The sequence below is a fragment of the Sphingobium sp. genome (assembly GCF_035511395.1).
In the GTDB taxonomy this organism is placed as follows: domain Bacteria; phylum Pseudomonadota; class Alphaproteobacteria; order Sphingomonadales; family Sphingomonadaceae; genus Sphingobium.
In genome coordinates this window covers 1-12,321 of record NZ_DATKFP010000276.1, presented here as the reverse complement: position 1 = coordinate 12,321, position 12,321 = coordinate 1, and the positions used below count along the sequence as shown (strand labels likewise).

Sequence of the window (12,321 nt, the reverse complement as noted above, 5' to 3'; positions counted from 1 at the left end):
CGCGGCGCTCAAAGGACGAGGCAGCCGAAGATCAGGCGCACGCGGCGGTCGACGTGGCCAAGCGTGCGCTGGGGGAACGGGGAGCGGTATGGTGGGATGACGGAACCCCCGATCTCAATCGCCATATGGCGAGAAGCACGCCCTACGCCGCTTGGTACGCGGCCCGAACGGCATGACGTCGCCAGCGCACAGATGCACTATCGCCTCGATCAGCCAGGATGGCGCTCCCGTTTCAGCGAAGGGTACGGCTCCAAACAGATCTACTCCAGCCGCCTGCGCGGTATCCAGGACGCACATGACGTCGTGCTCGTAAAGCTGGACGATGCCAAGGCAGGGTTGGTCCAGGATCGAGCACCGGAACTGCTCGGCGTCGCCGGCTACGGGTCAATCGGCGAGTCGACGGTTTTGCTGTCATTTCCGTCCTCCTCCTCCTCCTCCTCCTCCTGCGGCGTGGCGGTATCGCCGCTGCTGTCCGGCGATGAAGCCGCTCATTCTGGTTTCCTATCATCGCGAGGTGTCGGATACGCTCGCCTGCAAGAAGATAAGTGCGGATTGTTGCAAGCGCTTCGAACGACCCGGAGAGGTTAAGCCGCCCGGCCCCGCGAGCATGAGCACTTCAGGCGCACGCTAATCACCCGCGCATTTCCTGGAGCGATTGCGACGGTGGCACGTTGGACGGGGTATGAGCGAAGGTAATGGCACGTCCAACCCAGTCAAACGGGTTATCCGTCAACAGGTCGTCGCCATGTTCAACGACAGCGGACGAGGAGAGGCGCCGATCGTCAGAAGCCGGAACGCCCTGCTCGCGCCGACGTCGGTCGCCTGGCGGGTCCACGGCGACGTCGCCTCGATGATGGCGGGCGGTATTGCCAGCCTCCTGCTGCAGATGCTGCATCCCGGGGTTCTGGCCGGCGTGTGGGACCATTCAAACTTCCGTACCGATATGCGCGGCAGGCTACGCCGCACCGCCCGCTTCATCGCCACCACCACTTATGCCGACCAGTCCGAGGGCAAGGCCATGATCAGGCGGGTCCGCGCGGTCCACGATGGCGTCAGAGGCCACTTGCCCGATGGCACCGAGTACAACGCGAATGACCCCACGCTCCTGGCCTGGGTACATGTCACGGAGACCCGAAGCTTCCTCGATGGCTGGATCCGCTATGGCGAGCCATGGATGTCGCACGCGGATCAGGATCAGTATTTCGCCGAAATGGCCTCGATCGGCGGGGCGCTGGGAGCCGAGCCCCTGCCGCGCACACGTTCTGAGGCGGATCGTCTGATAGCCGGAATGCGTCCGGCATTGAGGGCGGATGCGCGGACCGCCGAGGTTGCCCGGCTGATCCTCCACCCGGTAGCAACGAACCGGCTCGCCGCGGTACCGGGCAGGCTCGCCGGCCAAGCCGGCGTCGATCTGCTGCCACGCTGGGCACTCGCCATGCACGGCCTGTCTTCCTCGCCGCTTCGAACGCCGCTGGTGCGAGCGGGCACGCTCGGCGTCGCACAGGCGCTGCGCTGGGCATTCAGGTGATGGCACGCCACGAGGAGCAGCTACCGGATTTGCAGCGCGCGATGCATGACGCCGCAGCGAAAGGAGATTTCGAGAAGGCGGCGAAACTACGCGACAAGATCAGCCTGCTACGCGGTATGTCGGTCGGAGAGCCGGCGCAAGACTTCGATCCTTCCGGCCTCGTACGTCAGCGACCGGGCGCGATGGGGTTAGGCACGGGCCGGCAGCACGTGAAGCCGCCTTCCGGATGGAAACCGCCAAACAAGCCCGACCCGATGACAAAAGGGCGCCGGCGAGGTCGGCAGAGCCGGGACTGATCTATTCGCGGCCCTGGCATAAGAGGTCTGTTATGTTTTCTCCCCCGGGAACGCGCCTGCGTGCTGCGGTCTTTCTTTATCGACACCCAGGACGGACTACCCGTTCCTGACGTCCCCTCGACCCGAAGGAGATAAGTATGTCCAAAAGCGATCCGGAAACCCCTCGCGGCCCTATGGGCGACGCGCGTCCGGACTCTTTCGATCCGCACAAGCAGAACGAAAGTGGCCAGAAGCCGGAGAAACTGAAAGACCGACCTTCGGAAAGTACCGTCATTCCCGAAGACTTTCCCGAGGACCAGCGCGCGAAGGGAGCCTGACGAAACGGCGTCACCCGACCCAGCCGTCGGGTGACGACGATGCGCTCATCAACACAGATCAATCAGATATAGTCGGCGGGCGGTTTTCTTTCCCTTTGTCCATGCGTTGTGAAGCTAGCAAAAGCCGCTGCACGGCGCAGACGGCCTGCGCTACAGGCAAGGAGCGGCGTTCTGACTGTCACCTCCAGGCGAGTTGGGCCACGTGAATGGACAAGGGTCCCAACAACGGGCAACCGGCGCGATTGCGTCAAGAGTGTCACGTGAATCTGGCCTTCACTGCGGTTCGCATTGCGCAAACCCTTAGGCACTGCTCCATCGCATTCCTGACCGACGACGAGCAGCAGGCCGAAGCCCTGGCCGAGGCTGTAAGGGCACTGTCGCCGCAGGGGCAAGTCGTACACGTGCCATCCAGCGATGCGCTTCCAGGGGAAGCTGCTCCCGCGACGCCGGCGAACGCGGGACGTCGTGCGTCCGCTTTACGGGCCCTTCGACTGGCGCGAAATTCGCACGTCGCCTGCATCCTAAGCGGGGAAGCTGCGGCACGGCGCTATCCTGCGCCGGACGCGTTCGACAGTGCACCGCCCACCTTGTGCGTCGGCGACGAGGCCGACACCCGATCTTTCGCGATAAAACTTGAAGAGCTTGGGTATCTCGCCGACGACCGGGTCGACGAGCCGGGCGAAATGGCGGTTCGCGGCGAGGTCATAGATATCTTTCCCGCCGATGCCAGCGGCCCGGCACGCATCGAGCTGGCGGCAGGCAGGATTGCCACGATCCGATCATACGACCCAGTGACCCAGCTCACGACCGACGATCTGGAAGGCCTGGAGATCGGTCGCGCCGCCGAGCCGCACATCGGCGAGCCGACGTGCATCCTTGCCCACCTGACCCCAGGGACACTTGCCTTTTCCGAAAAGGCCGACCATCGCCGGAGGCGTTTCATTCAGCTTGCCCGTGTCGCCGCTGGCGGCGCGTCCCATCACCTGGATGCGATAGAGGATGCTGCTTGGAAGAGAGCCTGCAAGGCATGGGTGCCGCCTCTGTTCGACGCGGATTTCACGCCGGTGCCGCGCTTTGCCAACGAGCGCTTGCCGCTTGCCGCCTTGGTGCGCTTCGTAAAGCCGCTCCTTGCTGCGGGACGCGCGTTCGTACTGGCAGGCAGTCCCCGAGACCTGCGCTTCCTTCGCGGCAAGGTCGCCCGGCGCCTGTTGCTGGAAATCGCGGAACTCGACGGATGCTCGGCGTTGCAGGAATTGCCCCCCGGCTGCGGCGGAAGCCTGACGGCTCCGGTCGATGCCGGCTACGTCGACGAGCGCATTGTCCTGGTCGCGGCGGCCGACCTGATGGGCAGTCGCGCGCTGATGGCCGAAGGCGGATCGACGGGTGCAAACCCCTGGCACGTCGGCAGCGAGATGCGCAGCGGCGACGTGGTGATCCACGAGGACCACGGCATCGGGCGCGTGCGAGGGCTGGAGTCCTCGCCGACCGGCGGCGAGAGTGGCGGCCAGCCAGCGATCGAAAGAATCGTACTCGAGTACGCGGGCGGGGGCCGGCGCCTGGTCGCCATCGACGAGGCCAACCGGATCTGGCGATACGGCGCCGACGGCGATGCTGTGTCCCTCGACAAGCTGGATGGTTCATCCTGGAACAAGCGCCGGGCGGCGATCAGCGGCGCAATCGCGGAGACCGCAACGGCCCTCACGAAGCTAGCCCGCGAGCGCGAGATGCTGACGGCGCCGGTCATGGAACCCGATCCTGCCGCCTACGAACGTTTCGCCGGCAGCTTCCCCTTCAACGAGACAGCAGACCAAACCCGGGCCATCGCAGCTGTCAGAGACGATCTGGCGCGTGGCCGACCGATGGACCGGCTGGTCATCGGCGACGTTGGCTATGGCAAGACCGAAGTCGCATTGCGGGCTGCCGCGCTGGCGGCGCTGGCGGGCTTCCAGGTCGTTGTAGCCGCACCGACCACCGTGCTCGTGCGGCAGCACCTCGAAACGTTCCGCCGCCGCTTCGAGGGTACGAAGATCGAGGTCGCCCACCTGTCACGGCTGAGTACCGCTGCTGAAAGAAAGGCTGCGAAGGCAGGCCTTGCCGCTGGCTCGATCAGCATAGTCGTGGGTACCGGCGCGGTGATGGCCAAGAGCGTGAACTACGCCAGGTTGGGTCTGGTGGTGATTGACGAAGAGCAACGCTTCGGCGCCGCCGACAAGGCCCGTCTGCGCAGCATGGGGACGGTACATGTTCTGAGCCTCAGCGCGACGCCGATCCCGCGCACGTTGCAGGCGGCGTTGGTCGGCCTGCAGCAGATGTCGGTCATTGCTACGCCTCCGGCCCGGCGCCAGCCTATCCGCACGAGCATCGGCCAGTACGACGATGTTCTGATCCGCACTGCGCTCATTCGCGAAAAGACGCGGGGAGGCCAAAGCTTCGTTGTCGTCCCGCGTATTGAGGACATGGCGAAAGTCGCCGAAAAGATACGACGCGCGGCCCCCGACCTGACTCTGGTCCAAGCACACGGGAAGATGTCGCCCAGCGAAATCGACGATGTGATGGTCGGCTTCGGCGCTGGCCGGGGGGATATCCTGCTAGCGACCAATATCATCGAAGCGGGCCTGGACGTCCCACGCGCTAACACGATGATCGTCTGGCGTGCCGATCGCTTCGGGCTCGCACAGTTGCACCAACTGCGCGGCCGTGTCGGGCGCGGCAACCGGCGCGGGCAAGTCATATTGCTTATCGAAAGCGAAGATGCGATCGGTCCGCGCACGCTCAAGCGGCTGCGCACCCTCGCGACGTTCGACCGGCTTGGCGCTGGCTTCGCGATCAGCGGCCAGGACCTCGACATGCGCGGTGCGGGCGACATCGTGGGCGAGGATCAGGCTGGACACATGAAGCTGATCGGCGCTGATCTTTACCAGCATCTGCTGCGTATCGCGCTCAAGACCGCGCGTGGAGAGGATTTCGAGCGATGGAACCCTGAACTCAACTTCGGCACGACGGGCGCCCTGCCCGAAAGCTGGATTCCCGAGGCTGACGTGCGGCTGTCTCTCTATGTACGGCTGGCGCGGATCGAGACCGACAACGCTCTCGATGCTTTCGAGGACGAACTGTCGGATCGCTTCGGAGCGATGCCTGCGGAGGTGGCTAAGCTGCTGGCCCGTGCCCGCATCCGCATGACCGCGCGGGCGTTGCGGATCGCGCGCATCGATGCGGGCCCTGCGGCGATGGCATTCACGCTGCGCCCCGACTGCACGATCGATGTCGCGACCGCGGGATTTGTCGAAAAGAACGGACGATGGATCTTCTCACAGCCCCTTGCGACCGACGACGAGCGCATCGCCCGGATCGGTTGTCTTCTGGATACGCTCGCAACCTGACCGCGCCTTGCGCCAGGACGTTGCCCCGGCGAGATTATCTCAAGCTTTTCCGGGGTCTTTATGCGCCTTGCGATCGTTTCATTCCGGAAAGCGGTCTGTCCAGCGGACCGGCGGCATACCCGAACAGATGGAGAGCAGGAATGGCAACCGCGAACGACGACGCCCCGCCCACCACATCCAAATCGCGTGCGACGCATGATGCCGCAGTGCAGACGCTTCCGCAAACGCGAGGTGACACCCTGATCGGGAGGACTGTGACGATCAACCGGCCCCGCGGGGAGCTTTACGCTTACTGGCGCGACTTCACGAGGTTGCCAACATTCATGGACAACGTCGTGCAGGTCGACGTGCTCTCGGCGACCCGCTCGCATTGGATCGTCAAGGCGCCCGGGGGCAAGACCGTCGAATGGGATGCGCTCGTCATCGAGGAGCGGGAAGGCGAGCTGATCGCCTGGGCCTCGACTGCGGACGCGGACGTGCCCAACAGTGGTCGCATCGAGTTCCGTGACGCCGCAGACCGTGGCACCATCGTAACCGCGACGATCGTCTACGAGCCGCCGGCAGGTGTGGTGGGTAAGCTCATCGCCAAGATGTTCCAGCGCGAACCCGCCATCCAGGCGCGGCGCGACCTTCGGCGGTTCAAGCAGCTGATGGAGACCGGCGAAGTCGCCACCTCGTCGCGCACCCGCGCGCAGCTCGAAGAGGAGAAAGTCTGATGCGCGCACTCACCTGGCACGGCAAGCATGACGTTCGCGTCGACACCGTCGACGACCCCGAAATCCTCAACCCGCGCGATGCGATCATCAAGATTACCTCGACGGCCATCTGCGGCTCCGACCTGCACCTATACGATGGCTATATCCCCACGATGAAGGCCGGCGACATCCTCGGCCACGAGTTCATGGGGGAGGTTGTGGAGACGGGCCCTGGATCGACGCTGGTGAAGGGGCAGCGCGTCGTTGTCCCCTTCACCATCGCCTGCGGCAGCTGCTACCATTGCGGCAAACACCAGTACTCCGCCTGCGATAACGGCAACCCGGCCGACAACCAGGACATCGGCATGGAGCTTTACGGCCAGCCGATGTCAGGGCTGTTTGGCTACAGCCACCTGACCGGCGGTTACGCCGGGGGCCAGGCGGAATATGTCCGGGTGCCATTCTCCGATGTCGGCCCGATCGTCGTACCGGACGGCCTGGACGATGACGCGGTGCTGTTCCTCTCGGACATCTTGCCGACAGGCTGGCAAGCCGCTGAAAACGCGGATATCGAGCCGGGAGATACCGTCGCCGTGTGGGGATGTGGACCGGTCGGCCTGTTTGCGGTGCAGTCCGCCTTCCTGATGGGCGCCGCCCGTGTCATCGCCATCGACCATTTCCCCCGCCGACTTGAGCTGGCGCGCGGGTTCGGGGCCGAGACGATCAACTTCGAGGAGACGAAAACGTACGAGGCACTGATCGAGATGACCGGCGGCATCGGGCCCGACGCGGTCATCGACGCGGTCGGTTTGGAGGCCCACGGCTTCTTCGTCGACAATGTCGTCGACCAGATCAAGGCCTCGCTGATGCTGGGCACTGACCGCATCCATTCGATCCGCCAGGCCATCGTCGCCTGCCGCAAGGGTGGCCGGGTCTCGATGCCCGCGGTCTATGGCGGCATCGTCGACAAGTTCCCGCTTGGCGCCTTCATGGAAAAGGGGCTGACGCTGAAGACGGGGCAGACGAGCGTGCAGCACTACATGCCCGGGCTCCTTAACGCGATCCTCGAGGGCAAGATCGACACGACTTTCCTGATCTCGCACCGCATGAACCTGGAGGACGCGCCCAAGGGCTACAAGATGTTCCATGACAACCAGAACGAAGTCACCAAGGTCGTGCTCAAGCCCGGCTTCACCGACACCGCGGTTGCGGCAGAGTAGGACAAACGCGATGGCTGACAAATACGCGATCGTGACCGGTGCCTCCACCGGCATCGGCTTTGAACTGGCGAGCATCGCCGCTAAAAGCGGCTACGATCTACTGGTGGCCGCCGATGAAGAACTGATTGATGCGGCCGCGAGGGATTTGCGCCTGCACGGCGTTTCGGTAGATGCCGTGCAGGTGGACCTGTCGACCCTCGATGGCGTCGACACTCTGTTGGCCGCCACCGCTGGCCGCCGCATCGATCTGCTCTGCGCCAACGCGGGACGTGGGTTGGGGCACGGTTTCCTCGACCAGAATGTCGCCGACTGGCGCCGCGTGGTCGATACCAATATCACCGGCACCCTTTACCTGCTGCAGCGGGTTCTCAAGGGAATGGTCGCGCGCGACGGTGGCAAGGTGCTGATCACCGGGTCCATTGCCGGCTTCATCCCCGGGAGCTTCCAGGCGGTCTACAACGGCACCAAGGCGTTCGTGGACAGCTTCGCCGATGCGCTGCGCAACGAGATCAAGGAAGCAAAAGGCGTGACAGTCACCACGCTGATGCCAGGCCCGGTCGAAACCGAGTTCTTCGACCGTGCCGACATGCTCGATACCAGCGTCGGCGCATCGGAGAGCAAGAGCGATCCTGTCGTCGTCGCCCGCGACGGTTGGAACGCGATGATGAAGGGCGACGCGCACATCGTCTCAGGATGGAAAAACAAGATCCAGGCGGCAGTAGCGCACGTGACCCCAGCCGCAATGCTTGCAGAACAGCATCGCAAGATGGCAGAGCCAGGAACGGCCCAGGGTAACGGTCGCAAACCGGGATAGGGAAATACAGGCCTGCGACATTACGAGCCGAACGAAAGAAGCATGCACGGCAAGATAGAGCAGATTTTTGCCGGCCGTCCGCTATCGGAGAATCTTTCTCTGCCAATCGCTCGACTATAATAGACCGGACCACGGCGGCGGCCCCAACCATGCTATGCCCCTGAATCAGGTCGCTATGGCGGATGCTGCGGGGCCGAATGCCCCGTCCAGCACTGCCGGGTCACGCAAGAGTTTCTCGAAGCTCAGGCACTTAAGCGGGCTCAGCTGGTTATTCTTCCAGACACCAGGCTGCGCGATTGCCGCAAGCCTCGCATTAGGAGCATGCCCATGACGCTTCCTCCACCGCTGCCGTATTCCCCCGAGATCGAGACGCTACAGGATGACGAGGGGGAGACACTGGCCGCGATCAACGCCTCGTTCGACGAGATCCTGCAGACCACGCACGAGGATTATGGCCGCGCGGTGCGCGCGGTTCACGCCAAGGCGCACGGGATCCTCGAAGGTATCTTCACCGTTGCCGACGTACTTCCGCCCGAACTGGTGCAGGGCCTCTTTGCGGCGCCCAGCAGCCATCGCGCCTATTTGCGCATTTCAACCAATCCCGGTGACATTCTCGACGATGCCGTCGCACTGCCGCGCGGTTTGGCGCTCAAGGTGCTTGACGTTGAGGGTGAGCGGCTGCCGGGTGCACAAGGGTCGACGCAGGATTTCATCATGGTCAATGGCCCGATCTTCACCGCACCCGATGCGAAGAAGTTTGCCGGAAACCTCAAGCTGCTCGCCAAGACCACCGACCGTGCCGAAGGCGCCAAGGTTGCGGCATCCAAGGTATTGCAAGTGGTCAACGCTGCGCTTGGCGCGGTCGGAATGGAAAGCACCGCCCTCGCGGGGCTCGGCGGCGCGCCGCAGGTGGATCCGCTGGGCGAGACCTACTTCAGTGTCACGCCGTTTCGCTATGGCGAGTATGTGGCCAAATTCCGCCTCCGGCCGGTCAGCTCCGCACTCACCGAGCTGACCGGCGCGAAAATCCGGACCAAGGGACATCCTGACGCCATCCGCGAGCGGGTGCAGCAGGAGATGGCAGGTATCGATGCGGAATGGGCTTTCGAGGTGCAATTGCGCCGGGACGCCGATCGCCAGCCCATCGAGGATGCCTCGGTGGAGTGGAAGGAGGATCACGCGCCTTTTGTCGAGGTCGCCCGCCTGCGCGTGCCGCGTCAGGACAGCTGGGACGCCGATCGAGTCCGCGCGGTCGATGAGGATATGCGCTTCTCCGTCTGGACGGGCCTTGCAGCGCACCGACCGCTGGGAGGCATCAACCGTGCGCGACGCGACGCCTACCAGCACTCCGCCGATTTTCGGGCAGCGGCCAATGGCTGCCCCATGCGCGAACCCACGACCTGAAGGCGCACCGGCATGGACGATCCTGTGACACCGAAGAGCTATGACGGCTCTACTGGCGGTTGGGGTTCACTGAAGGGCATGGCGGGCGCGGAACGCAAGGCGAAGGCCTCACCCGCGGCGCTTCGCACGCTGGCAGAGCAGAACAAGCCGGACGGCTACATGTGCACCTCCTGCGCCTGGGCCAAGCCGCCCCAGCCCCACGTTGCGGAATTCTGCGAGAACGGCGCCAAGGCAACTGTCTGGGACCTCACCTCGGAACGATGCACACCTGCGTTTTTCGCAGCTCATACCGTGACCGAGCTGGGAGCATGGGCCGACCACGATCTCGAGATGGCCGGCCGCCTGACCGAACCCATGCGTTATGAGGCCGACACCGACCGCTACGTGCCCGTTTCGTGGGACGAGGCCTTCGCGGCGATCGGCAGGACGCTTCAACACCTGGAGCCGAAGTCAGTCACATTCTACGCTTCGGGCAAGGCGGCTCTGGAGCCATCGTATCTCTACGGCGTCTTCGCGCGCATGTATGGGCACAACAACCTGCCCGACAGTTCCAATATGTGCCACGAGACGACGTCGGTGGCTCTCAAGAAAGTCATTGGCTCGCCGGTTGGAACTTGCACGTTCGATGATCTGTCGCACTGCGACGCGATCTTTTATCTTGGGCAAAACCCCGGAACCAACAGCCCGCGCATCCTTCATCCGCTCAAGGCCGCAGTCGAGCGCGGATGCAAGATCATCGCGTTCAACCCCTTGCGCGAAAAGGGGCTGCTGGAATTCGTCGATCCGCAAAATCCCTGGCAGATGACGCTGGGCAAGCCGACCAAGATCGCCCACCAATTCCTGCAAGTGCGTCCTGGCGGCGACATCGCCGCCCTCATGGGTGTGTGCAAACGAATTCTCGAGCGCGAAACGTGCGAGGGCAATGTGCTTGACCGTGCGTTTCTGAACGAACACTGCAAGGGCGAGGCCGACTTCATCGCCGAGCTGATGGCGACCGACTGGCAAAGGATAGAGTGCGTCAGCGGTGTCACCCGCGCCGAACTGGAGGCGGCGGGTGATGTCTATGTCGAGGCGAAGAATGTCATCGGCATCTATGGCATGGGTCTGACGCAGCAGGTCCATGGTTCGCAGGCGATCGGCATGCTGGTGAACCTGCTGCTCCTTCGCGGCAACATTGGCCGGCAGGGAGCGGGGTGTCAGCCCATTCGCGGCCACTCCAATGTGCAGGGTCAGCGTACCGTGGGAATCTCTGAAAAACCGGAACTCGTGCCGCTGGATAAGCTGCGCGAGATCTTCGGTTTCGAGCCACCTACTGAGAAAGGACACACCACGGTTGAGTTTCTCGAAGCGGTGCTCGATGGCAGCGCGAAGGGTTTCATCGGGCTTGGTGGCAACCTGGCACGCGCGGTCCCGGACCAGTCCCGCATTCATCCCGCATGGCGCGACTTGCAACTAACCGTTCATGTCGCAACCCGCCTCAATCGGACGCACCTGCTGCCGGGCAAGGATGCCTATATCCTCCCTTGTCTCGTTCGCGCGGAAGAGGACATTCAGGCCACAGGCCCACAGACCGTCACCATTGAGGACAGCTTCAGCCACATCTACGGCTCAGTCGGCCGGCGCGAGCCGGCCAGCCCCGCCCTGAAATCGGAACTCGCCATCGTCGCTGCCATCGCCAAGGCCACTCTCCGGCCTCATCCGCAATGGCGCTGGGAAGAATGGACCAACAACTACGGCAAGGTCCGCGATCTCATTGCCCGCACCTACCCGGACGAATTCCAAGACATGAGCGAGAGGATGCACACACCCGGGGGATTCTATCGCGGCAATCCGGCGCACGAGCGGGTGTGGAAGACCCAAAGTGGCAGGGCCGAGTTCACCGTACCCGACACGCTGAGCGCCAACGCCATTGAGGACGCCGCGGGCCGCTACACGCTGATGACGCTGCGCTCGAACGATCAGTTCAATACCACTGTCTACGGCCATTCTGACCGCCTGCGCGGCCTTGAAGGCTCGCGCATGATTGTGCTCATGAACCCCCTCGACATGGTGGAGGCAGATCTGACGGAAGGCGACGCGGTACAGCTCGTGACTGACAGCGAAGACGGCATCGAGCGCGTGGTGCGAGGACTCGCGGTGACACCCTACGATCTTCCCCGCGGCTGCCTGGCCGGTTACTTTCCGGAGCTCAACCCGCTCGTCCCGCTGGGTCATCACGATCGCCTGTCGAAGACCCCTGCGGCGAAAGGCGTTCCCGTCCGGATCCGACCAGATTGATCGCGCGCACGCGCTGCGAATGTTGCAAGAATCGAGCTATACCCTCCGTGCGCCCGAAGGGCCATAGCGCCCCTGCTTTGACTGGCCCGCGCTGCCCATGCAGCGCGGGCCTCTTCGGAAGCGGCAGAACGGAATTCTGGTGATGCCTCTTAGTGGAGGTCAAGACCGGCGTAATGGCAGGTGGAGCAGATGAGTGAAGAGGCCTCAGCCAAGAATTTGCATCGCAGCATGGCCGCATCGGGGACAACGTCACCAAGCGCGGCGGCAGAGCTGTTTTTGTACCCTTGAGAATTGATCCCGATCCAAGACCATCCGGACTTGGCCATCGCAAAATCAAACGACGGGATTCGCTCTCATCCATCACTGCCGGGCAGGGCTGTACGAGCGACA

At 63.6% G+C, this 12,321-nt stretch carries 10 protein-coding genes; all 10 read left to right on the top strand.

Annotation, left to right across the window (positions count from 1 at the left end; all coding sequences use genetic code 11):
• The first annotated feature begins 192 nt into the window (after positions 1–192).
• The 10 genes from VMR39_RS19150 to VMR39_RS19105 all read left to right on the top strand — a co-directional run bounded on the left by VMR39_RS19150 (position 193) and on the right by VMR39_RS19105 (position 11,931).
• Positions 193–588, top strand: a complete 396-nt coding sequence (locus VMR39_RS19150) for a hypothetical protein (RefSeq protein WP_325418032.1) — start codon at positions 193–195, stop codon at positions 586–588.
• Positions 589–682: 94 nt separating this feature from the next.
• The gene (locus VMR39_RS19145) at positions 683–1,528 is read left to right on the top strand and encodes an oxygenase MpaB family protein (protein ID WP_325418031.1); all 846 of its coding nucleotides are present in this window, start codon (positions 683–685) and stop codon (positions 1,526–1,528) included.
• Positions 1,528–1,824: a UvrB/UvrC motif-containing protein gene (locus VMR39_RS19140; RefSeq protein ID WP_325418029.1), complete on the top strand. Its 297-nt coding sequence runs from the start codon at positions 1,528–1,530 to the stop codon at positions 1,822–1,824. The genes VMR39_RS19145 and VMR39_RS19140 overlap by 1 nt, the downstream gene beginning before the upstream one ends.
• Before the next feature lie 137 nt (positions 1,825–1,961).
• Positions 1,962–2,141 carry a hypothetical protein gene (locus tag VMR39_RS19135; RefSeq protein WP_325418027.1) on the top strand — a complete coding sequence of 60 codons (180 nt, stop codon included), beginning with the start codon at positions 1,962–1,964 and terminating at the stop codon, positions 2,139–2,141.
• A 206-nt stretch (positions 2,142–2,347) separates the two neighbouring features.
• Positions 2,348–5,521 (top strand): TRCF domain-containing protein, encoded by a 3,174-nt coding sequence (locus VMR39_RS19130; protein WP_325418025.1) that lies wholly within the window; start codon positions 2,348–2,350, stop codon positions 5,519–5,521.
• Between the two features lie 140 nt (positions 5,522–5,661).
• Entirely contained in the window at positions 5,662–6,237 is a 576-nt protein-coding gene (locus VMR39_RS19125; RefSeq protein ID WP_325418023.1) for an SRPBCC family protein, read from the top strand.
• Positions 6,237–7,436, top strand: a complete 1,200-nt coding sequence (locus VMR39_RS19120) for a zinc-dependent alcohol dehydrogenase (protein WP_325418021.1) — start codon at positions 6,237–6,239, stop codon at positions 7,434–7,436. Before VMR39_RS19125 ends, VMR39_RS19120 begins: the two co-directional genes overlap by 1 nt.
• A gap of 10 nt (positions 7,437–7,446) precedes the next feature.
• Positions 7,447–8,250 (top strand): SDR family NAD(P)-dependent oxidoreductase, encoded by an 804-nt coding sequence (locus VMR39_RS19115; protein WP_325418019.1) that lies wholly within the window; start codon positions 7,447–7,449, stop codon positions 8,248–8,250.
• A 321-nt stretch (positions 8,251–8,571) separates the two neighbouring features.
• Positions 8,572–9,654: a catalase family protein gene (locus tag VMR39_RS19110; protein ID WP_325418017.1), complete on the top strand. Its 1,083-nt coding sequence runs from the start codon at positions 8,572–8,574 to the stop codon at positions 9,652–9,654.
• Between the two features lie 12 nt (positions 9,655–9,666).
• The gene (locus VMR39_RS19105; protein WP_325418015.1) at positions 9,667–11,931 is read left to right on the top strand and encodes an FdhF/YdeP family oxidoreductase; all 2,265 of its coding nucleotides are present in this window, start codon (positions 9,667–9,669) and stop codon (positions 11,929–11,931) included.
• Positions 11,932–12,321 lie beyond the last annotated feature (390 nt).